This is a genomic window from Paenibacillus sp. FSL H3-0333 (genome assembly GCF_038002805.1).
GTDB classification, from domain to species: domain Bacteria; phylum Bacillota; class Bacilli; order Paenibacillales; family Paenibacillaceae; genus Paenibacillus_AQ; species Paenibacillus_AQ silagei.
This window is the reverse complement of record NZ_JBBODG010000001.1, coordinates 7,668,906-7,693,100: the sequence shown is the minus strand read 5'-3', so window position 1 is coordinate 7,693,100 and position 24,195 is coordinate 7,668,906. Positions and strand designations below refer to the sequence as shown.

Annotated in this window: 17 protein-coding genes; 12 read left to right on the top strand and 5 right to left on the bottom strand. The window is 56.8% G+C overall.

Annotation, left to right across the window (positions count from 1 at the left end; genetic code table 11):
* Positions 1-124 precede the first annotated feature (124 nt).
* The 4 genes from MHH78_RS33415 (at position 125) to def (ending at position 3,386) form a co-directional block, all read left to right on the top strand.
* Entirely contained in the window at positions 125-1,012 is an 888-nt protein-coding gene (locus MHH78_RS33415) for an inositol monophosphatase family protein (RefSeq protein WP_036723796.1), read from the top strand.
* A gap of 16 nt (positions 1,013-1,028) precedes the next feature.
* On the top strand, positions 1,029-1,319 hold the full coding sequence (locus MHH78_RS33410) for a hypothetical protein (RefSeq protein ID WP_076084769.1): 291 nt from the start codon (positions 1,029-1,031) through the stop codon (positions 1,317-1,319).
* A 106-nt stretch (positions 1,320-1,425) separates the two neighbouring features.
* On the top strand, positions 1,426-2,718 hold the full coding sequence (locus MHH78_RS33405; protein WP_076084766.1) for a stalk domain-containing protein: 1,293 nt from the start codon (positions 1,426-1,428) through the stop codon (positions 2,716-2,718).
* 104 nt (positions 2,719-2,822) lie between these two features.
* Positions 2,823-3,386 carry a peptide deformylase gene (def, locus tag MHH78_RS33400; protein ID WP_341170430.1) on the top strand — a complete coding sequence of 188 codons (564 nt, stop codon included), beginning with the start codon at positions 2,823-2,825 and terminating at the stop codon, positions 3,384-3,386.
* 171 nt (positions 3,387-3,557) lie between these two features.
* Here the strand turns inward: def and MHH78_RS33395 are convergent, their stop codons facing one another.
* Both MHH78_RS33395 and MHH78_RS33390 read right to left on the bottom strand, forming a co-directional pair.
* On the bottom strand, positions 3,558-4,874 hold the full coding sequence (locus MHH78_RS33395; protein ID WP_341170252.1) for a glutamate-1-semialdehyde 2,1-aminomutase: 1,317 nt from the start codon (positions 4,872-4,874) through the stop codon (positions 3,558-3,560).
* Positions 4,875-4,979: 105 nt separating this feature from the next.
* The gene (locus MHH78_RS33390; RefSeq protein ID WP_076084760.1) at positions 4,980-6,038 is read right to left on the bottom strand and encodes an LCP family protein; all 1,059 of its coding nucleotides are present in this window, start codon (positions 6,036-6,038) and stop codon (positions 4,980-4,982) included.
* A gap of 102 nt (positions 6,039-6,140) precedes the next feature.
* Here MHH78_RS33390 and bcp point away from each other — a divergent pair, with 102 nt between their 5' ends.
* Complete coding sequence (gene bcp, locus MHH78_RS33385; RefSeq protein WP_341170251.1) at positions 6,141-6,602, top strand: thioredoxin-dependent thiol peroxidase; 462 nt, start codon at positions 6,141-6,143, stop codon at positions 6,600-6,602.
* 120 nt (positions 6,603-6,722) lie between these two features.
* Positions 6,723-11,009: an acyl-CoA dehydratase activase-related protein gene (locus tag MHH78_RS33380; protein ID WP_341170250.1), complete on the top strand. Its 4,287-nt coding sequence runs from the start codon at positions 6,723-6,725 to the stop codon at positions 11,007-11,009.
* A 522-nt stretch (positions 11,010-11,531) separates the two neighbouring features.
* Here the strand turns inward: MHH78_RS33380 and MHH78_RS33375 are convergent.
* Entirely contained in the window at positions 11,532-12,218 is a 687-nt protein-coding gene (locus MHH78_RS33375; protein WP_341170249.1) for a DinB family protein, read from the bottom strand.
* Positions 12,219-12,347: 129 nt separating this feature from the next.
* Here MHH78_RS33375 and MHH78_RS33370 point away from each other — a divergent pair, with 129 nt between their 5' ends.
* Positions 12,348-12,800: a MarR family winged helix-turn-helix transcriptional regulator gene (locus tag MHH78_RS33370; protein ID WP_036723807.1), complete on the top strand. Its 453-nt coding sequence runs from the start codon at positions 12,348-12,350 to the stop codon at positions 12,798-12,800.
* A complete protein-coding gene (locus MHH78_RS33365; protein WP_076084736.1) occupies positions 12,797-14,329 on the top strand; it encodes a DHA2 family efflux MFS transporter permease subunit in 1,533 nt (510 codons plus the stop codon). The genes MHH78_RS33370 and MHH78_RS33365 overlap by 4 nt, the downstream gene beginning before the upstream one ends.
* 288 nt (positions 14,330-14,617) lie before the next feature.
* On the opposite strand, the gene MHH78_RS33360 is transcribed toward MHH78_RS33365, so the two are convergent.
* Together MHH78_RS33360 and MHH78_RS33355 are read right to left on the bottom strand one after the other, a co-directional pair.
* A complete protein-coding gene (locus MHH78_RS33360; protein WP_339312642.1) occupies positions 14,618-15,562 on the bottom strand; it encodes a helix-turn-helix transcriptional regulator in 945 nt (314 codons plus the stop codon).
* Between the two features lie 37 nt (positions 15,563-15,599).
* A complete protein-coding gene (locus tag MHH78_RS33355) occupies positions 15,600-16,280 on the bottom strand; it encodes a DedA family protein (RefSeq protein ID WP_076084730.1) in 681 nt (226 codons plus the stop codon).
* A 108-nt stretch (positions 16,281-16,388) separates the two neighbouring features.
* Between MHH78_RS33355 and MHH78_RS33350 the strand changes: the two genes are divergently transcribed.
* From MHH78_RS33350 to guaA, 4 genes are all read left to right on the top strand, one after another.
* On the top strand, positions 16,389-17,813 hold the full coding sequence (locus MHH78_RS33350; protein ID WP_341170248.1) for a polysaccharide deacetylase: 1,425 nt from the start codon (positions 16,389-16,391) through the stop codon (positions 17,811-17,813).
* A 230-nt stretch (positions 17,814-18,043) separates the two neighbouring features.
* Positions 18,044-19,534 (top strand): DUF58 domain-containing protein, encoded by a 1,491-nt coding sequence (locus tag MHH78_RS33345; RefSeq protein ID WP_341170247.1) that lies wholly within the window; start codon positions 18,044-18,046, stop codon positions 19,532-19,534.
* Complete coding sequence (locus MHH78_RS33340; RefSeq protein ID WP_341170246.1) at positions 19,503-22,052, top strand: transglutaminase-like domain-containing protein; 2,550 nt, start codon at positions 19,503-19,505, stop codon at positions 22,050-22,052. The genes MHH78_RS33345 and MHH78_RS33340 overlap by 32 nt, the downstream gene beginning before the upstream one ends.
* A 591-nt stretch (positions 22,053-22,643) precedes the next feature.
* Positions 22,644-24,182, top strand: coding sequence for a glutamine-hydrolyzing GMP synthase (gene guaA / locus MHH78_RS33335; protein WP_341170245.1), 1,539 nt, complete (start codon positions 22,644-22,646; stop codon positions 24,180-24,182).
* Positions 24,183-24,195 lie beyond the last annotated feature (13 nt).

The following is a 24,195-nucleotide window of genomic DNA, read 5'->3' as shown; positions in this document are numbered from 1 at the left end:
CCGGCCGAAATGAGGTACGTTGAAAGAAAGTTGAGCAGTCATGTTCTAAGGCAGAGAAAGGGTATCCTGCGGAAACAGCGGTCCCCGGGAGAACAATCATGCGCAAAGAAAGCGGAGTGAAGAGATGAGTCCTGTAAGTCCTGATAACCGAAATGAACGGCAGCCCTATGTAGTTACAAGCAAGGGACATACGGCGGCAGCCATCAATGCTGCGGCCAAAGCGGGGGAATGGATCAAGAGCAGACAAGGCCAGGTGAAGGAGCTGGGCAGTAAGACATCGGCCCAGGATCTGGTCACGGAGGTCGATAAGGGTGTGGAGCAGATGATCCGCCGGCTGATCCTGACCCATTATCCCGACCATGCCATCCTTGGCGAGGAGGGTGTTGAGCCTGGTGCGGAGGCACTGACGGCCGCCCTGGATGAAGCTCGGGAGCATGAATATCTGTGGATCGTCGATCCGATAGACGGCACGACTAATTTCGTGCACGGCTTCCCGTTCTATTGTGTATCGATTGCTCTGGTCGTAAAGGGAGAGCTTACGGTAGGCGTGATCTATGATCCGATCCGGGACGAGATGTTCGTGGCCGAGAAGGGGAAGGGCGCATACATGCACGGGATTCCTACGAAGGTATCGGCTGAGACTCTGCCGGGCAACAGCCTGATCGCCATGGGCTTCCCGCCGGACCGCGTGGTGGCCCAGCCGGCGAATATGGCCGGGCTGCAGCAGATTATGCCGCAGGTCCGCGGCATTCGTGCCGGAGGATCGGCGGCACTGCATCTGGCTTATGTTGCTGCCGGACGAGTGGACGGGTATTGGGAGGTTGGACTGAGCCCGTGGGACTGCGCAGCGGGGGTGCTGCTGGTGCTGGAATCCGGCGGCAAGGTCACGAATACGCTGGGCGATCCCTACGATATCGGCACACGCCATGTAGTCGCAAGCAATGGACGAATTCATGATTATCTGGTTACGTCCCTGCAGGCCGCAGATGCTACAGGCTTCAAGAAGCAGTAGGAGGGCTTACACCGTTATGAATGAGAATGAAGATCTGGAGCGGAGGCTAAGCGAGCTTCTGGAGGACGGCGAGATGGAGCAGGCGGACCGGCAGGCCAAGGAGATCCGTCAGATTTCGCCCAAGTATGAGATCCGCATACAGACTACACTTGACCCCATAGTCGAAGAGACGCTTCGTTACCGCAAAATCGCCTATGAGCTGGACGACCGGTATGATAAATATGTGAAGCGCTCAGACCAGGCAAGCGGTCCGCCCAGTATTGGCGAACCGAAGAAATCTTCAGAATCCGGCAGCGGAGAGCGATAAGCTGCTGTTATCCACAGGAGCGGTTTTCCGAATTATCGGGAGACCGCTCTTTTGTGATGAAGAGAGGGATGTTAGAATAGAATTATACTAATTTAGGAGGAATACGATGCTGAAGACATGGAGAAGGTTAATATCAGCTTCTGCTAGCGGACTGCTGTTGTTCACCGTATTAATCAATGTGCATGCAGGTCCGGCGGTTGCGGCTGCAGCAGCCGTGGCGCAAGGAACGGAGCAGGATGTCTTTCGCATCGTGGCACTTGGAGATTCTATTACTGCCGGGTATGAGCCGGGGATGACTGATCCCTCCGTGAAGCCGTACGGATACGCTGAGCGATTACTGGAGCAGGGCTGGTATCACGGCAGAAGTGAGCTTAAGAATTATGGCATCTTGGGCCTTAAGACAGCGGGACTCCTTCAATATACCGGAGCGATTAAGGACAGCGCGGTAATTACGCCGGAGGCTATTCAGCCGGGGCTGTCTGATCCGCGTACCTTGCAATTTGCTGCGCTGGCCCCGCAGATTAGAACGGAGCTCGCTGCGGCGGATCTGATTACCATTACCATCGGGGGTAATGATGTCAGTAGCCTGTTCTTGAATTACAAGACGCTGACCGATGCCGATTTCGCTTCCCAGCTTGCGGAGCGTCTGACGGAATACAGCAGTAATGTAACAGCGCTGCTGAAGAATATCCGGGAAGTGAATCCGCAGGCAACCATTCTGCTGGCCGACCAGTATCAGCCTGCTCCGAAAATCGCCCTGGGGGCTTCGTATGACAAGCTGATGAATGCGGCTGCACAGTTCACCATCGCGGCTGAGAATATCGCGGCTACCCTGAACCAGGCAGGCGCTCCGCTTAAGGTAGCTCATGTAGCCGCAAAGTTCGCCGGGGTAGAGGGATCGCTAACTCATATCATCGGAGCCGGGGCGGCAGACTTCCATCCTACGCAGCTTGGATATGAACGGATTGCCACTGTATTCGCTGAATTGCAATGGGGGGAATACCGTACGCCGGCAGTAACGGCGATGGCTTCGGAGACAGCGCCGATGTCCATCGTGGTGAAGGGGAAGGAACTGAATACGCCCAATAAGCCCATTTTGAAGAATGGGCAGAACTTTCTGGCGCTGAAGGATATTCTGAATGCAGTGGGTGCGGATGGCAAATGGGATAACAAAACCTCTAGTGCGACTGTAATTTACGGAGGAAGAACGGTGGTTATTACGATCGGCTCGAAGACCATTAAGGTGAACGGTGCGGATGTAGCGATTGATACTCCAGCTTTTCTGCATAAGGTCGGTAAAGAGGATAAAACCTATCTTCCGCTCGCCGCGCTCGCTACCGGACTGGGCTTCGATGTGAATTACAGCAGCAAGCTGCGGACAGCTTTCATTAATCCTTAATCGCGCATAATCTAACCATAGCATCATCAAATCAGTCCCGTAGTGGAAAAGGTGGATGAACCCAGTTGTCTAGTACAAAGTATAATGCTGATTACATCATCACGATGGAGGATATCATACGGGAAGGCGACCCTGTCCTGCGTACGGTAGCGGAACCCGTACAGCTGCCGCTGCAGGCAGAAGACCGTGGTGTACTGCAGAGCATGATGCAGTTCCTGAAGAACAGTCAGGATGCCGAAATGTCTGCCAAGTATAAGCTGCGTTCAGGGGTAGGCTTATCCGCTAACCAGATCGGAATATCGAAGCGGATGTTTGTCATGTTTTTGAAGGACGATAATGGCAAGAATGTGGAATATACCTGGGTGAATCCCAAGATTATCAGCCATTCGATGGCAATGGTCTATCTGCCGGAGAGCGAGGGCTGTCTGTCTGTGGACCGGCCGGTGCACGGCTTCGTACCGCGTTATGAATCTGTGAAGGTCAGGGGCTTTGATCTGAACGGTGAGGTGATTACCCAGAAATTCAAGGGCTATCAGGCGATCATCATCCAGCATGAGATGGATCACCTGGACGGAATGATGTTCTATGACCGGATCAATCCGCAGAACCCGTTCAAGCTTCCGCAGGATGTGGAGATCCGCAGCCTTTATGAACAGAAGGGCAGATAACGGCGGATATGAATTTGATGGACGTACGGCTGGTGACCCCGCTCGCGGTGGCAGCGTTGTTCATGTATGGACGGTACTCACATGGATCTTAATCTTACGTAAACAAAACAAAGGCTGTCCCAGGAAGTCATTATCTGACTCTTGGGACAGCCTATTCTTATAGTTGGGCGATTACTTCTCCGCCGCCATAGCCGCGAATGAAGCCTCTGCCGCCTCCAGGGTGAGGTCGATGTCGGCATCCGTGTGAGCTGTGGTCAGGAACCAGGCCTCATATTTGGACGGGGCCAGGTTGATGCCCCGGCTCAGCATATGCCGGAAGAAGCTGGCGAACATTTCACCGTCTGTATCCTGCGCCTCTTCATAATTCGTAATGGGATGGCTGCAAAAATGTGTGGAGAATGCCCCGCGAATCCGGTTGATGGTCAGCGGAATACCGTGACGGTCAGCGGACGCCTGAAGTCCTTCGGTCAGGCGGATGGCCAGCCGCTCCATCTCGTCATAGACGCCTTCCGCGCTAAGCACCTCCAGGCAGGCGATCCCTGCCGAGATCGAGGCGGGGTTACCGGCCATCGTGCCTGCCTGATAAGCAGGACCGAGCGGAGCGACCTGCTCCATGACATGCTTGCGGCCGCCGTAAGCGCCAATAGGCAGCCCGCCGCCGATGATTTTGCCAAGAGCAGTCAGGTCGGGAATGATCTCCTCATGATTAGCAAGACCGGCATAGGTCTGTGTGGAGCCATAGTGGAAACGGAAGGCGGTAATGACTTCATCATAGATAACCAGGGAGCCGTTCTCGTGCGTCAGCTTACATAAGCCTTCCAGGAAGCCAGGCTCCGGCATAACCATACCGAAGTTGCCGACAATTGGCTCGACCATCACGGCAGCCACATCCTGGCCCCATTTGTCCAATGCTATACGCAGGGCGTCCAGATCATTGAAGGGAACGGTGATGACCTCCTGGGCGATGCTGGCTGGAACGCCTGCGCTGTCCGGGATACCCAGCGTCGATGGACCTGAACCTGCGGCTACAAGCACAAGATCAGAGTGGCCGTGATAACAACCGGCGAATTTGATGATTTTGCTGCGCTTGGTGTAGGCGCGGGCGACGCGGATGGTCGTCATGACGGCTTCTGTACCGGAGTTGACGAAGCGTACCTTGTCCATCGAGGGAATAGCTTCCTTCAGCATCTTGGCCAGCTTGATCTCAAGCCGGGTTGGCGTTCCGTAGAGCAGTCCGTTCTGCGCGGCCTCAGTAATAGCGGCGGTGATATGAGGGTGGGCATGTCCGGTAATAATCGGGCCATAGGCGGCCAGATAATCAATATATTCATTGCCGTCCTCATCCCAAAAGCGTGAGCCTCCGGCGCGTTTCATGAAGACAGGGGCGCCTCCGCCCACGGCCTTGAAGGAGCGGGAGGGGCTGTTCACGCCTCCGACAATATGCTGGAGAGCTTCCTCGTATAACTGTTCTGATGTGCTGCGGTTCATAGGTAATGTTCCTTTCTTCTTGGCTTGCGCCCATGGGAAAGGGCGAACCGCGGCTGATTCCCGCTGTCCGCCCGCCCCGTGTGCCAAGCATGGTTATATTGGAGTTTACTTTGTTCCCGGTGATGCGGAAGGGCTGCTGCCCGGTGAAGCCTCTGCTCCAGGAGTTGGCGAAGGTTCGGGTGCGGTTAGCGTATCCTCTACGAACTGCTTCAGCGCCCGCTCGCTGCTGAACCCGATCACCTGGGAGCCGTCCTTGAGGGTCTTCTCCCGGATCAGATTCATCGGCGGAATCTGCGCGCTGCCGCCCATAGAGCTATCATAGCCTACAGCGCCGAGCTTCCACATGTCGCTAATATCAAGATTCGTGTCAATATAAGGTGTAACCTCACCTAGAATGGTCGGCAGCTTGATTATGGAGGTGGTGCTGATCACCTTATCTGCTACAGCCTTAAGGAAGCCGCGCTGGCGCTCTGTCCGGGTGAAATCGGAGGTCGCGTCATGACGGAAGCGCACATACTGCAGAGCCATTTTGCCATCCAGGTGCTGGAAGCCCTTCTTGAGATCGATATCGAACTCAGGCCCGTCCGCCTTAGTGGTATAACGCATATCCTTCTCGACCTCATAATCCACACCGCCTACAGCATCCACCAGCTTCATGAAGCCCTGGAAATCGGTATAGACATAATATTGAATCGGGATACCGAGCAGGTCGCTGACCGTCTGCATCGCCGTGTTGGGTCCATAGGTAATGGCGGCATTGATCCGCTGTGAACCGTGGTCAGGGATGTCAACATAAGTGTCACGAAGAATGGAAAAGACATAGAACTTCTTCTTCACCGGATCAAGTGAGGCGACCAGCATAGTGTCGGAACGCGGCACCTCGCCCTTCTTCACCCCGCGCGCATCCACGCCCATGAGCAGGATATTGACCGGCTCTGTGCCTTCCCATACAGGGGGCTTAACCGCCTCCGCCGAGGCTGTAGGAACATTGGCGAACGGAGAATCTTCACCTGTCTTGTGGAGGTTATCGAGCTGATTGTAAATTGCAGTGAAATAGTAAACCAGACCTCCGATGATTAAAAGGAGTATGATTGCCAGAGTCCAGAGCAGCGTTTTCTTCTTTGACTTGCCGGCTTTGGCGTGCCGGTTCTTTCTTGGTGGCATTTCGTTCGTCCTTTCCAGTTCACATTCTCTACATTATAATTTCTTTTGGGAAGACACGCAATTTCAGAAATCAACAACCACATTAAGAGGAGTGAATAATAAATGAATATCACAGTAGGTGACAAGGTTCCGGACTTCACACTCCCAGCCTCAACAGGGGGCAACATCAGCTTAAATGATTACCGCGGCAGGAAGGTGCTGCTCTACTTCTATCCTAAGGACAGTACCCCAGCCTGTACCCAGGAGGCCTGCGATTTCCGCGATGCCCACGATACGATTGCCGCGAATGGGGCGGTTGTTCTTGGAATCAGTGCCGATCCGCTGGCCTCACACAGCAAATTTATTGCGAAGAATAGCCTGCCCTTTCCGTTATTATCCGATGAGGAGCATACGGTGAGCGAATTGTTCGGGGTATGGCAGCTTAAGAAGCTCTACGGCAAGGAATTCATGGGGATTGTGCGCTCTACTTTTCTGATTGATGAGGAAGGAATTCTGAGAGCGGAGTGGCGAAAAGTCAGAGTGAAGGGCCATGTGGTGGCCGCATTAGAACAAATCGTGAAATAATTAAGTATGCTGGTAATTAATTGTATTTGTCTGTTACTTTTCTAACAGCTATAGTCAGGCTTACTCGTGATATAGTTGCCTCATATTACTTCAAATTTGGAGCAAGGTATGGGGGATGGCATGAAGAGACTGCGTATTGGGCTTGACGTCGGATCAACTACAGCCAAATTGGTGGTTATGGAACGGGATATCATTATATATCAGGATTATGTGCGTCATTTCAGTGATATAAAAAAAGCGGCAGTTACCCTGCTGTCAGAGGTGCAGCAGAGGTTCCCCGGCAGTGAAGCAGCACTCACCGTAAGCGGCTCCTCCGGGTTGTCCCTGTCCAAGCTCGGGGAGATTCCGTTTGTCCAGGAGGTCATTGCCTGCACGAGGGCGATCAGCGGACGGATTCCAGAATGTGATACCGCGATTGAGCTGGGCGGAGAGGATGCCAAAATCATCTATCTCAGCGGCGGCATCGAGCAGCGGATGAATACAGCCTGTGCAGGCGGTACAGGGGCATTCATCGATCAGATGGCCTCTCTGCTGCAGACGGACCCTGCGGGTCTGAATGAGCTTGCCGTGAAGCATGAGCGGATCTATCCCATCGCTTCGCGCTGCGGGGTATTTGCCAAGAGCGATGTGCAGCCGCTGCTGAATGAAGGGGCGCGGCGTGAGGATGTGGCGGCCTCGATCTTCCAGAGCATCGTGAACCAGACGATCAGCGGCTTGGCCTGCGGACGTCCGATCCGCGGGCGTGTTGCTTTTCTCGGGGGACCGTTGACCTTCCTGTCCGCTCTGCGGGACCGGTTCACGGATACGCTTGGACTGAAGGAGGAGGAGGTGCTGTTCCCGGAGCACTCGCAATACTTCGTCGCCATCGGTTCGGCGCTTGCCGGGTCAGATCCCGTATTCCTGCCGCTGAGCGGCTGGATTGCCCGGATCATGGCTGTAGACTTCTCGCAGGACCGCGCGGAGGATGCAGAGCTGGCGCCGCTGTTCAGAGCGCCGGATGATCTGGCACAGTTCAGACTTCGTCACAGTCAGGCTACAGCACCGCGTTCCGCGCTGGCTGCCTACCGGGGGCCGGTCTATCTGGGCATTGATGCCGGCTCTACCACGACCAAGCTGGTGGTCACCGGAGCGGCGGATGAGATTCTGCATACCTTTTACGGGAGCAATGGAGGCAATCCTCTGCAGTCGGTTACGGACGCGCTGAAGGAGCTCTACCGGATTCTGCCCTCAGGCTGCTACATTGCGGGAGCTTACGCAACCGGTTATGGAGAGGGTCTGGTCAAGGCGGCGCTGCGGATGGACGGCGGAGAAGTAGAGACGGTGGCCCATTACAAGGCAGCCTCCCGGTTCATGCCGGAGGTCGACTTCATCCTCGATATCGGCGGCCAGGACATGAAGTGCATCAAGATCCGCGGGGGAGCGATCGACAGCCTGATGCTCAATGAAGCCTGCTCGGCGGGCTGCGGCTCCTTCCTGGAGAGCTTCGCTTCCGCACTGGAGCTTGGCATAGAGGAGTTCGCCGCTGCGGCGCTCGAATCGAAGGCACCGGTGAATCTCGGCTCGCGTTGTACCGTGTTCATGAATTCCAAGGTGAAGCAGGTCCAGAAGGAGGGGGCTACGCTTGCCGATCTCTCGGCCGGGCTGGCTTACTCCGTGGTGAAGAATGCGCTGCAAAAGGTGATCAAGATCCGTAATCCCGAGGATTTGGGCCGGAATATCATCGTTCAGGGCGGTACCTTTTATAATGAGGCTGTCCTGCGGGCTTTTGAGCTGCTGACGGGAAGGACGGTAGTCAGACCCGATATCGCCGGCGTGATGGGCGCTTACGGCTGTGCGCTGATGGCCAGAGAACAGGCTGCCCCTGAAGGAATCAGCACGATCCTCGGACCGCAGGAGCTGGAGGACTTCCAGTATTCAGTCGCTCCAGGCCGCTGCAGCCGCTGTGCCAACAGCTGTGCGCTGACCATCAGCCGGTTCCCGGACAAGAGCTTCCATGTGACAGGGAACCGCTGTGAACGCGGCGCAGGCGGCAAGAAAGAGAAGAACACGCTGCCGAACCTGATGCAATACAAATATGAGCGGTTCTTCGCCTACGAGGGCTTGCCTGAAGTGGCAGCGCTCCGGGGAACGGTTGGACTTCCGCGCACAATGAATATGTTCGAGAATTACCCGTTCTGGCATACCTTTTTCACCTCGCTGCGCTACCGGACCGTGTTGTCTCCGAAGTCTAGTAAGAAGCTGTATGAGAGCGGAATGGATACCATTCCTTCGGAATCGATCTGCTATCCGGCCAAAATGGCCCACGGGCATGTACAGCAGCTGATCGGCCAGGGCGTGGACTTCATCTTTTACCCGGCGGTGGTGTATGAGAAGAAGGAGGATGATGCGGCGCAGAATCACTTCAACTGCCCGGTGGTTGCCTCCTACCCCGAGGTGATCCGCAATAATATGGACGGCCTGAAGGAGCAGGGGGTTCCGCTGGTCAGCCCGTTCCTGACCTTCGACGATATTCCGGCGCTGACCCGGGTGCTGGCGCGAACCTTCGCCGAGGTGCCTAAGGAGGAGATTGCGGCTGCTGTCCAGGCGGGACTGGCGGAAGCGGAGCAGGCGAAGAACGATGTGCGCACCAAGGGCGAGGAGACGCTGGTCTTCCTCACGGAGACAGGCACGAAGGGGATTCTGCTCTGCGGACATCCGTATCATGCCGACCCTGAGATCAACCACGGGATTGCTGATATGATTACCGGGATGGGACTTGCGGTGCTGACCGAGGATTCGATCTGCCATCTGGACCGCAGCGAAGGGGATGTTGGCGTAGTGAACCAGTGGACCTACCATGCGCGGATGTACCGTGCGGCCCGGCTGGCGGCGGGAAGAACTGATCTGGAGCTGGTCCAGCTCACCTCCTTCGGCTGCGGGATCGATGCGATTACCTGCGATGCGGTTCAGGAGATTATGGAGCGTCACAACAAGGTCTATACACTCATCAAAATCGATGAAATCAGCAATCTCGGAGCCGCGCGGATTCGCCTGCGTTCGCTCCAGGCCGCGATGCGTGAGCGCGAGAGAGGTGAGGTTAAGCCGCAGCTGCTCTACAAGCCGCAAGTCAATGTGCCGTTCACCAAAGAAATGAAGGATACCTATACCATCCTTGCCCCGCAGATGTCGCCGATTCATTTCGAGCTGTTCGAACGGGTCTTCCAGGATGCGGGCTACCGGCTGAAAATTCTGGAATCGACCGGTCCGCAGGAGACGGAGGAAGGCCTCCGGTACGTCAACAATGATGCCTGTTATCCGGCGATTGTAACGATCGGGCAGATGCTGTCGGCACTGAAGAGCGGCGATTATGATCCGGACCGGACCGCTGTAATCATGTCCCAGACCGGGGGCGGCTGCCGGGCGACGAACTACATCTCTCTGCTGCGCAAGGCGCTGAAGGATGCCGATCTGGGGCAGATCCCGGTGATCTCCCTGAATGCCTCCGGGATGGAGAATCAGCCGGGCTTCCGCATCAGCCTGAAGCTGGCGAACCGCCTGATCGCCGCAGCCTGCTACGGAGATCTGATGATGCGCCTGCTGCACCGCTTCAGACCGTATGAAGCGGTGCCGGGAAGCACAGAGGCCTTATTCCGCCAGGGAATGGGACGCTGCAAGGGCAGCCTGTCAAATTTCTCGTTCCGCGAATACAAGCGGCTGACCCGTGAGATTGTTGCCGGGTTCTCGCGGCTGCCAGTTATCTCAGCGGATAAGCCCAAGGTGGGCATTGTCGGGGAGATTCTGATCAAATTCCATCCGGATGCCAACAATCATATCATTGACATGATTGAGGCGGAGGGCGGAGAGGCCGTGATGCCTGATTTCCTGGACTTTATTTTCTATTGTGTCTACAATCCGATCTACAAGGCCGAGCAATTCGGCAAAAGCAAGCGGCTGGGCTATATCAATCCCATGCTGATCTCCTATCTCGAAATCTACCGCAAGCCGGTCAAGGTAGCGCTGGAGCAGGCAGGACTATCCAAAGGCCGGGAGAATATCTACGGTCTGGCCGAGAAGGCAAGCCGCCTCGTGTCGGTAGGCAACCAGATGGGCGAAGGCTGGTTCCTGACGGCGGAGATGATGGATCTATTGGATAACGGCGTGAACAATATTGCCTGCATTCAGCCGTTTGCCTGCCTGCCGAACCATATTACCGGGCGCGGGATGATTAAAGGGCTTAAGGATCTATATCCTGGTGCGAACATCGTCGCCATTGATTATGATGCCGGAGTCAGCGTGGTCAATCAGGCCAACCGGATCAAGCTGATGATGTCGATTGCCAGCGGCCTTGCCGCCGGTACCCAGCCGTCAGCGGACGATCTGGCAGAGCTGGTGCCAGTCCTGGCCGGTAGTGTGGGCTGCCAGGGGTAGAGCAAGCCGCCTGCGGATAAGCAGCGGTTGAATAGATGAAGAGCGGACCGGAGGAAACTCCGGTCCGCTTGTTTGCCTTCCAGGGCTCAACCCCCATGTGTGCGGAGAACCGAACACATGCGGCCCGCAGGAGGCAAGTGGAGAGAATGTAGTCGAAAAACCGACTACATGGAGCAGGCGCGGAGCACGTGGGCCAAATGTAGTCGAAAAACCGACTACATGGAGCAGGCACGGAGCATGTGGGTCAAATGTAGTCGAAAAACCGACTACATGGAGCAGGCACGGAGCACGTGGGTCAAATGTAGTCGAAAAACCGACTACATGGAGCAGGCGCGGAGCACGTGGGCCAAATGTAGTCGGAAAACCGACTACATGGAGCAGGCGCGGAGCACGTGGGCCAAATGTAGTCGGAAAACCGACTACATGAAGCAGGCGGGAGCACGTGGGCCAAATGTAGTCGGAAAACCGACTACATGAAGCAGGCGCGGAGCACGTGGGTCAAATCCTCCGGATACCCCGGAGTCACTTCTGCAGCTTCTGCTTCACCCGCATCGCTTTGTTCAGATGGACGAAGTTATGCCGGGTGGCCGGCATCAGTACCTGACCGGCAAAGGTCTTGCCGCCCCAATAATCCATTAGCCACTGCTCGCTGTCGAGTACCGCTTTCTCCTCCCGGACTCTCTCGAACTGCGCCGGAGTTGCCTTCATCCCGAGCTGTCCCGGCTCCAGAGCGGATAGGATGGAACGTGTTCTGCGGGCGACATCGCGCCGGTACTCGGATAGCGCTCCGAGATTCACCTCTCTACTGAGTACAGCAACATCCTGTTCACTCATTCCGTTGCCTGAATGAACGTAAGGAACCCCCAGCCTCCGGGCATACTGACCGGAGTATAGCACCTGCTCACGGTCTGCCCCCAGGATGTTCATGGTGATATCCTCTATTCGTGCACTGTGCCACAGATGCCAGATTATAGAATTACGGCTGCCGGGTGTCTGCACCGGGTAGCTGCGCGCGGTGGACTCCAGCAGCTGGTCCCATAAGGCATCCTCATAGGTTGCCTGTTCCCCGTTGCCTTCTTCAGAGGCGTAGAGGGAGGTATGCAGCTCCAGAATGATAGCGACTGCTTCAGTATGCGCCTCCGGCTTGGTGATGATCCTGGACAACATTTTATGCTGCCTGTTCCAGTGATTTCGTTGTTCTGTATTCATGTTTAATCCTCGCTTTCTGTAATTTTCAGAAAATTTCTGCAAGAAAACCATTGACGGATAAATAGGTAAATAGTAAAATAGTTCGCATGCGAAGTATTATTGTGCATTATGCTTGTGGAGGGATAAGGCTTGGAAGAAAAGGAAAAGCAACTGGACGATATTCTGTCCTCTTTCCGCTGCATTACCCATAATTTCCAGCAGCTTCTGTGGAAGGATGCAGAGGAGCTTAATATCACATCTACCCAGCTGATGGTATTGCGTAAGTTATCCTTGCATCCCGATATCGGGATCACGGAGCTGGCCGATCTTCTGCATCTGGGCAACAGCGCAGCCAGCGGTGTAGTGGACCGGATGGTGAAGGCCGGACTGATTACCAGAGAACGCTCGCAGAGCGACAGACGAATATTTAAGCTGGCGATGACTGAGAAAGGCAAGGAGATCCGTCTGCTCAGCAGGCAGTCACTCCGAAGACATTTGCAGCCCTTGGCTGACATTCCTGCGGAGGATGTACAGGAGCTGCTGCGGCTGCATGGTGAAATTATCCGAATTCTAGAACAAGGGAGAGACAACAAGAAGCTATGAGTACAATTACAGCCGGTAATGCACCGTCCAAGACGGTCCGCAGAGGCCCGATTATCGCAGCGCTCCTGATCGGCGCCTTCGTGGCGCTACTCAATCAGACGCTGATGAATGTGGCGCTGCCCAAAATGATGGAAGACCTGAATATCCTCGCCAATACGGCCCAATGGCTGACGACAGGGTTCATGCTGGTTAATGGTGTGCTCGTGCCGATCAGCGCCTATCTGGTGGAGAAATTTACGACCCGCCAGCTCTTTACGACGGCAATGATGTTATTTTCGATAGGTACACTGGTCTGTGCAATAGGAACAGGCTTTGAGATGATTATGGTCGGCAGAGTCATTCAGGCTGTAGGTGCCGGAATTCTGATGCCGCTGATGAACATTGTGTTCCTGCGTATCTTCCCGATTGAAGAACGGGGCAAGGCGATGGGACTGATGGCGGTTGCGATGATTTTTGCTCCGGCTGTCGGACCTACCTTGTCCGGCTGGGTCGTGCAGAACTATTCCTGGCGCGTGCTGTTCTACATCGTGCTTCCGCTGGCCATTTTCTCAATGCTGCTCGGCATGAAGACTATGCAGAATGTCGGTAAGCTGACTTCTCCGAAGCTGGATAAACCGGGTGTGATTCTGTCTACACTGGGCTTCGGCGGGCTGCTCTACGGCTTCAGTGATGCCGGAACAGACGGCTGGGGTAGCACGACCGTTATTCTCTGCCTGATCCTGGGTATCGTGTCCCTGGGGCTGTTCGTATGGCGTGAGCTGACCACGGATAAGCCGCTGCTTGAGTTCCGCATTTTCCGCTACAACATGTTCTCCCTGACTACCGTGATCAACATTATCGTCACTATGGCTATGTATGCAGGGATGATCCTGCTGCCGATCTATCTGCAGACCATCCGCGGCTTTACACCGATGGAATCCGGACTGATGCTGCTCCCGGGTGCGGTTCTGATGGGCGTGATGTCACCGATCACCGGAATTATATTTGATAAAATCGGAGCCAGATGGCTGGCGGTTATCGGCCTTGCCATCACCACTGTAACGACCTGGGAATTCAGCCAGATCAGCACTACTACCACTTATACTCATCTGATCCTGACGTATACGGCCCGCATGTTCGGGATGTCGATGCTGATGATGCCTATCGTCACCGCCGGTCTGAACCAGCTGCCGCAGCGTCTGGCTTCTCATGGTACAGCCATGTCCAACACCCTGCGTACTGTAGGCGGCGCACTGGGGATGGCCCTGTTCGTCAGCCTGATGACCAACCGTACGAAGAGCAACATCACCGATGCACTGGTCAGCGGTGCGGTGTCGAAGACAGATAAGGCTGCGATGCTGAAGCTTACTCAGGACGCAACAATTAACGGGATTACCCACGCGTTCACTGTAGCAACCTGGGTGACTGTTGTTGCCCTGGTGCTGGCGCTGTTCATCCGCAAGACCTCTCCGCAGCCCGACTTCCTGAAGACGGAAGAAGCGGAAGGCGGACAGACGCAGCCGAGCCTGACGAAATCACAGAGAGCATAAATCCTGTATACAGTATAAAAAAGACGATCCGATATAACCGTTAACGGTTGCCGGGTCGTCTTTTTGCGTCTGCGAGCTAGGGTGGAATTGCCCCACTGTCCTTCATCCTCCCCAGTCTCCCAGTCAAAAACCGGCTTCTCCCTTAGAGTATAAACCGGCAAACCTGACAACATGGATTCAGGTTCGGATGCGGATGGAAAAAGATTGTACATGCTTGAATGCGGGTGGGGTGGAAAGGAGGTCATGCGATGGCGAATTGAAAATGCTTAGGGTCGGCTTTTATTGCCGCTACGGCAAGTCTGATGAATATACCGCCGCGACGCCGCGGGCCACCTCGCCTAATCTGCGGCGGATGTGCTCCGGTCCCAGCACCTCCAGGACGGTTCCGAAGCTTAGCAGGAAGCCGTATAGCCAGTCATTCTCAGGGTACTGGAGCGTTAGGGTGTATCCGCCGGTATCATCCTGCTGGAGCGTCTCACAGTCGAAGTATTCTTCGGCGAGATGCTTGCCTTCCGGCGTGAACCGCAGCTTGACCGGTGTGAGATTCTGCGGTTCCTTCCAGCTACTACTCCACGGCAGCTCTGTAAGCGGAATATCCTGGCGGATATAGTGCCTGTTCTTCTTCACTAGCGCTTTCATCCGCAGCAGCTTGAAGAGGCGGAAATCCTGACGCTCCTCGCAGAACCCGTATAAGTACCAGAATTGTCCCTTGAGGACCAGCGTATAGGGCTCGACCGTACGCTGGCTTACCCTGCCTTCGGCAGTTATGTATTCAAAAGTGACCATGATCTCCTCCTCTAAGGCTTCTTTAAGGAGGTCCAGCCGCTCCTCCAGCGGAGCTGTCAGCTCCCAGGGGGAGAAATCGACGATCATTTGGGTGGTTTTGCTGCGGAAGGCGGAGATCTGGGAGGGAGGGACAACACTGCTGATCTTCTCCATCAATAGCTGATGGCCCTCTCCTCCGATGGAGGAGGCGCTTTGCAGCGCACTGAAAATATCGGCCAGCTCGCGTTGCGATAATACGTTGCGGTCCAGCCGGTAGCCCTGCATGAGGCCGATGCCGCCCCCTGCGCCCTGATAGGTAACCACAGGGATGCCTGCGCTGTTAATGCTGTCTATATCGCGGTAAATCGTACGCACGGAGACCTCGAACATATCGGCCAGCTCCTTGGCCTGAATCAGCGGCCGGTTGAGCAGCAATATGACAATGGAGAGCAGACGGTCTATTTTCACAGGGATACCTTCTTTCAGACGTTAGGTGAGGCTTTAGTCAACGGGTCTTGGAGGTCTCTTTGACCTTCACTTGGACCTTGGGTTCAAGCGTAGCCACTGGCTTGCGCCGGCGCAGCCGGAGAGAAATGGCAGCCCGATAACGGTAAATGACAATCAGCGCGGCAATAGCCAGCACGCTTACCGCGATCCAGAGGGCATAGGATTCGATCAGGTGGAAGATGCCCATCCACTGCGGGCCGAAGATTTTGCCGATTCCAAGGAATAACACTACCCAGAATATTGCTCCCCCATAGGCATACATAGCGAATTTACGGAAGGGCAGGGCAATAATCCCGGCAAAATAGCCGGTGAAGTGGCGGACGCCGGGGATGAAATAGCCGATGGAGATCAGCACGCTGCCGTATTTCTCGAACCAGCGCTGCGTCTTTTCCAGCTTGGCCGGAGAGAACATGAACCATTTGCCGTACCGCTGGATAAAGGGCAGACCGGCTTTGAGCCCGATGAAATATGTAATGGTCATCCCGATTGTAGTCCCTAAGAAGGCTACGATCACCAGGGTGAAGAAATCCAGCCTCCCCGTGAAAGAGAGAAATCCTGCGAAGGCCATCGTGGTCTCCCCGGGAAAAGGCAGGGCGATAAATTCGAGCAAAAGCCCGAAAAACAATACGCTATAACCATAGCTCGCAAACAATTCTTGTATCCATTTCAGCATATCCATAGATTCTTCACTCTCCAAAGGCTGCGCGCCTATTCTATTCTGAAGCTTGTCTTCATACAATCTACCAAATGGTGCGGGTGCGCCAATAGAATGCTGGAGGTAGAGAAGATGAAGAACAACCTGGAAAATCCTATCCGCCGCATCATGATCTGCGGGTTGCTTGTTATTGCTGTTGTGCTGAGTCTGGGTGTGTCAGCCTATGGAGGGCAGGGGAATTCTTCCGGTTCGCGGATTACGTACTCCCTGCAGGCTGAAGCAGGCAGTGCGTTACCTCTACTCTCTAAGAATAATGCTCCGGCTGTCCCGGTGCAAGATTTGCCTCCGGCAGCGGCCAGAATGACAACCGCAGAATCACGGCAGCCGCATGTTTCGGGCGGTTCAGCCCCTAAGGCAGATGCAGAGCGTCCTGCTCCCGCTATACACCAAGTAGCTGCTGCTGCGGGGAAAGCTGCTCCAGCAGCCGGTCACCGCAAGGAGAAGGTGGTCTATCTGACTTTTGACGATGGGCCAAGCGCAGTTACTCCCAAGGTGCTTAGGATATTGCAGGAGCAGGGGGTTAAGGCGACCTTCTTCGTGCTGGGGGATCAGGCCGCAGGGCGTCCCGAGCTGATCCATGCCATCTGGGAGCAGGGGCATGCTATCGGCAACCATACCTATAATCATAACTATCATGATTTATATAGCGGCTTCACGGAATTCTGGCGTCAAATCAAACAGACGGAGGAAACGGTACGTGAGATCACAGGCGTCCGTCCGCAACTGGTCCGTGCGCCGGGCGGCACGTTCGGCCATTTCGACAGTACATACTTCAATCTGCTGAAGCAGGCAGGCTACCGGGTGATGGACTGGACTGTGGACAGCGGAGATTCCCGCCGCCGGGGAGTGCCCGCTGCGGAGATTGTGCAGGCATCTGTGGCTGACTTGAATTCCGCCAGTGTGGTGTTGCTGCTGCATGACGGATCAGGCCATGAACAGAGTGCCAAGGCGCTGCCTGCCATTATTGAACGCTACAGAGCGGCCGGTTATGAGTTCGGCGTTCTGGATACGCAGAGTGATCCCGTACAGTTCAGGGTGTCCTCCAAGGCAGCCTCGCTTCAGCGGGGCAAGCCGTCACAGGATTGGATATCGGCCAATATTGCACCGAATGCGGAGCTGTTTGCAACAGGCAAGGCGCTTGCGCTTGAGATTGGGCGGATGGAGATCAAGCTGAAGCCCGGAGAGTACCGTCTCCAGGACGGGCAGTACTATGTTCCGCTACGCGCCACCGTGGAACGGCTGGGCGGGCGGGTCGGCTGGGATGCGGACACCCGCAGCGCAGCTGTAAGCTGGAACGGCCGCAGCATGACGTTAGACTCACAGAAGCAGGAGGTTGGCATTCACTGGCCGGACGGTACAGCAGAGTACAGGGCGGCACAGGTGCAGCTCCAAGGCTCCTCCCTCTGGGTACCCCTGCGTATGCTGCTGGAGGTGGCAGGTCATCCGGGTGCGGAAGCCTTTGTTAATGCAGAGGAGCGCAGGGTTACTGCAGCTTAAGGCGGATATCCGTTTTGGAGGAGGGCTGGACGGAGGGGACGGCAGGATGCGACAGGGACGGCAGGGGGGCTGGCGGGAAAAGCGACTACTGGCGGGAAAAGCGGCTGCTGAATGTCTGGGCATCCTTTTTCGTGGAAAGAATAGATAGCAACAGGCCTCAGCAAGTTGTATAGCCAGGGAAAGTACAGGCTGTCAGGAGGCTAGTCTATGACCATGGAAGGGTGTCCTCCTTGTCCTCATCATCATTGACAGATCCGAAATCACAGGTATATTCACAGCAGAACAGGTACGGGAATGCAGAGATAGCCGGGTTCCCCCGGAAGCGCATCCGCCGCGCAGCCAAGGAGTGGGGGCGAATGCTGCTCCTGATGGCAGTTGCCGGAGGACTGTATATGTGGCGCGGAGGAGAATCGCTCCTGCTGCTGCTGACAGCGGGCGGAGTGGTCATGTCCGGCGGCCTGCTGATGCAGCTCTGCGGTCCCCGGAGAGTTAGTGTCCAGCGCACGATTGTTCCTGCGCGTCTGTCGGCGGGGGACGATGCCGTTGTGGAAGTTGAGATTTCTTTTGCCGCCAGAATCCCGCTGCCCTGGATGATTGTGACCGATTACTGGAGCGGGGGCAGCCATCAGGAGCTGCTGTTTCCCGGCTTCCGGCGTTCCTTCAAATATTCTTATGAGCTGCTGTCCGTTCCAAGGGGTGTACATCAGCTTCATGGGTGCAGTGTAACCTGGGGAGATCTGCCGGGGCTGTTCACCGGCGGCTGCCAGCCGGGCGGCAAGGCGGACTTCAAGGTGCTGCCAAGGGCGTTATATATGGGCACAGTTGTGCCGGATACCGGCTTGCTGCCGGGAGACCGTGTGTCCGGGCGGGGGAACCACAGCAGCCCGCAGGCAGCGGATATCCGTGATTATGCGCCGGGTGATCCGTTCAGCCGGATTCACTGGAAGAGCAGCGCCCGTAAAGGCAACCTGCAGAGCAGAGTGCCGGAACGTGAAGCGGGGCAGATGACCTGCATCGTGCTTGCGAGCAGTCCGGCGGATTACGAGATTCCCGGCGGTGCGCATCCTCCCCGCAGCCAGCGGAGGACGGTGATCCCGGCCTTTGAACAGGCGGTATCGGCTACGATGGGGCTGCTGCTCTCTGCCGAGCGTACCGGCAGCTACATCCAGCTCTTCAGCGGCGGCTGGCCGGAAGGAATGGCCAGACATGAGGGGCTGGGCCAGATCCCCGGGAGGGTCCGGGATCTGCTTACAGAGATTGCTCCTTCCGGTTCACAGAGTCTCAGCAGACTGCTGGAGGATGCGTCACAGAGCTGGATTCCCGGGATGACGGTATCGGTCGTTACCGGCAGGCTGGAGGAGGAGTCGGCGAGAACGCTGGCCCGCTTCCTGGTTCAAGGAATCAGGGTGGAGCTGTATTATGTCTGGGACCAGCCTTCTCCGAGCCGGACTCCCGGTAGTCCTGTGCGGAGCCCGGCCGGAGCAGCGGGGACGCTGCCGGAGCTATCCCGCAGCAGCAGGCTGGCACCGGAGGGGTGGGAAACAACCGGTCAGCATGATCCCGCAGCTTACGGGAACAGCAGACCGCCTGCCTCGGATACGATTGCGGGAAGTCTGATGCGGCTTGGCGCGAGGATTCACTGTCTGAGCTATGCTGCTCCTGCACAAGGGTACAAGGGGGCGGAGCCTGATGGATTCCCGGATAACTCCACCTCCTGCTAGTGCGAGTACGGATGGCGCCAGTCCGAAGGGCTCAACCCACAGCGGGCAACGCCGCTACGGAAGCATCAGGTTTACAGCGGCAGGGATGCAGGAATCAGACCTTGCAGAGAACAGCTCCGCAGGTAAAAGAGAGAACAGTCCTCTGTATTATCGCGGTCTGTTCTCTTTGGCGATTATGGGCGTCTTTGGGCTGTGGCTGCTGCCGCTCTACAGATTGTCTGCGGCAGCGGACCATACACAGCTCCTGCGGCTCCTGATGCTCTCGGCAGCAGCGCTTCTCGCATGGGGCTGTCTGCTGTTGCCCCGTCTTGTCCAGGCAAGCGGTCAGTTTCTTCTAATCTTCATGACCTGGTATGGTCTCTGTGCTGGTGCGGGAGGTGGGGGCGGGTGGCTGAAGGTCTATGCCATGGAGAAAAGTGGACAGGATGCCCTGCTGTTGCTCTCTGGCCGGATCTCCGCATTAAGCGAGGACAGCAGGCTGCTGATTCTGGTGCTGGGCTGGGGGCTGCTGGTGTCCTCCGTCCAGCAGCTCGCGCTGTACAGGGGAAGTATTGCGCTGTTCACCGGTGTAACGCTGGTGTATCTGCTGGTGCTGGATATGGGTTATGCCGTTAATACTTCCGGGGATGTCCTGGTCACTGCGGGCCTGATCCTGTGGCTGCGGGCTTTAAGCGGGCTGCTCCACCTGCAAGAGAGGACAGAAAGGCCTGTTCTTCCTTACGCCCGCTGGGGAGCCAGGGCATTCTCGGCAGCTGTACTGGTAACGCTGGCCGCCTGGATGGCCGGGCAAGGGCTGGGTGCGCGCCCGGCTGCCCCGGTTACACTGCAGCCGGTGCTGGACAAGCTGGAGCACTGGGCAGCGGCGCAAAGACCGGAGGAGGCAGGCGTACCCGGCACTGGCAGCACCGGCTACAGTATGGAGGACAGAGAGCTTGGCATGCCCCTGACTCCCAGTCGGGAGGCGGCCTTCACGGTCACTGCTTCCCGTCCCTACTACTCGCGGGGGGAAAGCATGGCGTATTATGACGGCCGCCGCTGGATCAGGAGCGGAGCCGCGTATTCAGCGCTGAATCTGCCCCGGCTGCCCGGGGCGCTGCCCGCTCTGGCGGATGCTGAATTAGCCGGGGGCCAGACATTTATCCAGCGGATTCAGCTGGCCTCGCCTTCCACTGGAAGTATGCCGCTGTTCAGTGCAGGTGCTATAACAGACGTACAGAACATCCGGCTTGCGGACGGAAGCCAGCTGGGTTACGTGCTGGCCAGCCCGGACAGGCTCAGCTTCCGCCTGCCGGAAGTCTACAGCTCCGCAGGGGTTACGGAATATACCGTCAAGTCTGTTCTGCCGCCAAGCGATCCGGTAGCGCTGCGGAAGCTGAAGGGAAGTGATCCCGAAGGGGTGCGCAGCCAGTATTTGCAGCTCCCCGCTGCTCTGCCGCCCAGAGTGCGTGCCCTGGCCGGCGATCTTACCGCAGCTGCGGCGAGCCGTTACGATGCCGCCGTAGCTGTAGCCGGTTATCTTCAGGACGGCTACACCTATTCGCTGAAGACCCGAGTGCCGCCGTCCGGTGCCGATTTCACCGATGATTTCCTGTTCGGGACCCGTCAGGGCTATTGTGTGCATTTTGCCACTGCGATGACGGTCCTGCTGCGCAGCAGCGGCATTCCGGCGCGGTACGTCCAGGGCTACGGCCCGGGAACCGCCGTGCCCGGCTCCATGCCGCAGCGCTACAGCGTGACCGGCGGCGATGCCCACGCCTGGGTCGAGGTCTATTTCCCCGGCGCGGGCTGGGTCCCCTTCGACCCCACGCCCTCCGCCGCTGCCGCCGCTGCCCTCGGCGCGGCGGCTACGGACCCGGCGGCGGCCTCCGTGCCGCCGGACCCCCGCCGCTCCGCTGCGCTGCACGCGGCCGCGCTCACCGCCGCCCTGCCGCCGGCGGGCGGCCCGGACACTGCGCCGCTCGCGCTGGCGGCGCTGGTGCTGGCTGCCGCCATCCGCTGGCGGCGCAGCCTGGCCCTGCTGCCCGCGGTGCGCCGCGCAGGCAGGCTTGGCCGTGAGCCGCAGCTGCGCGCCGCCGCTGCGGCCTGGCACGGGCTGGCGGCGCGCTATGGGCCGCCGCTGCCCGGGGTTACCGCCAGGGAGTACGCAGACTCCCTGGCTATCGAGGACGGGCGGCTGCGCGCCGCCGTCCGGGGGTTTGTACGCCAGTGGGAGACCCTGGCGTATGGCGGCGCCGGAGGCGGCGTGCCTTTAGCGGCGACGGGCCCTGCTGGAGGCGCCGCGCCTTTGTCGGCGACGGGCCCTGCCGGAGACGGCGTGCCTTTGCCGTCGGCGGGTTCCGCTGGAGACGCCGTACCTTTGTCGCATTCCGCGCGGATGTCACCCGCCCTGCCCAAGTCACCCACCGCGCCCTCTACGGCTTCCGCGTCCCAACGCTGCGCCCCCGCCAGCGCTGCCGATACCATGGACGCAGAGGCTTTCATAGCCCGTTGCCTGATGATCACCTTCCATCTAACCTGATCGAGAAGCGGCGTCCCTGCATTTGCAGCGGACGTCTTTGTGACGGCTAAGCTTGCCGCTCCAAATGTAATCGAAAAACCGACCACATTTAGCGCTGCATGGGCACGAGGGCCAAATGTAATCGAAAAACCGACTACATTCGGCGCTGCATGGGCACGAGGACCAAATGTAATCGAAAAACCGACTACATTTAGCGCTGCATGGGCACGAGGATCAAATGTAATCGAAAAACCGACTACATTCGGCGCTGCGTGGGCACCTGGGGCAAATGTAATCGAAAAACCGACCACATTTAAATCCAAGCTCCCCATGCCAGCCACTATCCACCGCCAGCCACGGCTACAATTCTTCTCTTTATCCCTATAACTTGGTGTCGGTTCCCGGCAGCGGGAATTCGGCAGACACTTGCTCATCAGCAGGTATTATGTACTGTCATGGTCACGAGCCTGTTTCCGCTACCTTTGCCTCGTGCAGGTATTACCTCCGCCCTACCACAGCTATCCCAAAACCTTGAAACAGAGGGACTCCAATTCCTTGACGCTGAGAATTAACCATGAGTATAATGAATCCAATAATCAAGGGAGGCAAGTAATGAACAAGCCAAATGAAATAATCGTTGTTCTGGATTTCGGGGGACAGTATAACCAGCTTATCGCGCGCAGAATTCGTGACCTGGGGGTATACAGCGAGCTTCTGCCGTACAATACACCGATGGAGAAGATTAAGGCCTTATCACCCAAAGGGATTGTATTCTCAGGCGGGCCAAGCAGTGTCTATGCGGAGAATGCACCACATGTCGACCCGGCGATTTACGAGCTCGGGCTGCCGATCTTCGGAATCTGCTATGGTATGCAATTGATGGCACAGCAGCAGGGAGGCAAGGTGGAGCGCTCCGCCAAGCGCGAGTACGGCAAAGCCGATGTAGTATTCGCACCCAGCTCCGTGCTTGCAGCAGGTCTTGAGAGCAAGCAGACGGTATGGATGAGCCACGGCGACCATGTAGTGGAGCTTCCGGAGGGCTTTAAGCTGGATGCCGGTACAGAGAGCGCGCCGATTGCAGCCATGAGTAATGATGAACGCAAATTCTTCGCCGTTCAGTTCCATCCTGAGGTACGCCACTCCGTGAAGGGGAATGAGATGATCTCGAACTTCCTGTACGAGGTCTGCGGCTGCGAGGGCAAATGGACGATGGAGTCGTTCATCGAGGATGCCGTTAAGGATATCCGTGACAAGGTCGGCGACAAGAAAGTGCTCTGCGCACTCAGCGGCGGTGTGGATTCCTCTGTGGTGGCGATGCTGATTCACCGTGCGATCGGCGATCAGCTGACTTGTATGTTCATTGACCACGGCCTTCTGCGCAAAGGTGAAGCGGAGAGCGTCATGGAGACTTTTGTCGGCAAGTTCGATATCCATGTTGTCAAAATCGACGCCCGTGACCGCTTCCTCGGCAAGCTGGCCGGTGTCTCCGATCCCGAACAGAAACGTAAAATCATCGGCAACGAGTTCATCTATTGCTTCGACGAAGAATCGGCCAAGCTGGGTGACTTCGCGTTCCTGGCTCAAGGTACACTGTATACCGATATCGTAGAGAGCGGAACAGCAACGGCGCAGACGATCAAATCGCACCACAATGTGGGCGGGCTGCCGGAAGATATGAAATTCAGTCTGATTGAGCCGCTGAACACCCTCTTCAAGGATGAAGTCCGTAAGCTGGGCGAAGAGCTGGGCATGCCGCATGCGATCGTGTGGCGTCAGCCTTTCCCGGGTCCGGGTCTGGCGATTCGTGTACTGGGTGAAGTGACTGAAGAGAAGCTGACCATCGTCCGTGATTCCGACTATATCCTGCGTGAAGAGATTGCCAAGGCGGGTCTCGACCGCGAGATCTGGCAGTATTTCACTGCACTCCCTAACATGAAGAGTGTTGGCGTAATGGGTGACGAGCGCACCTATTCCTACACCGTAGGCATTCGTGCGGTAACCTCCATCGACGGTATGACTGCCGACTGGGCGCGTATCCCATGGGATGTACTGGAGAAAATCTCCGTGCGCATCGTCAACGAAGTGGACAACGTCAACCGTATCGTGTACGACATTACCTCGAAGCCGCCAGCGACGATCGAGTGGGAATAGATCAAGGATAAAA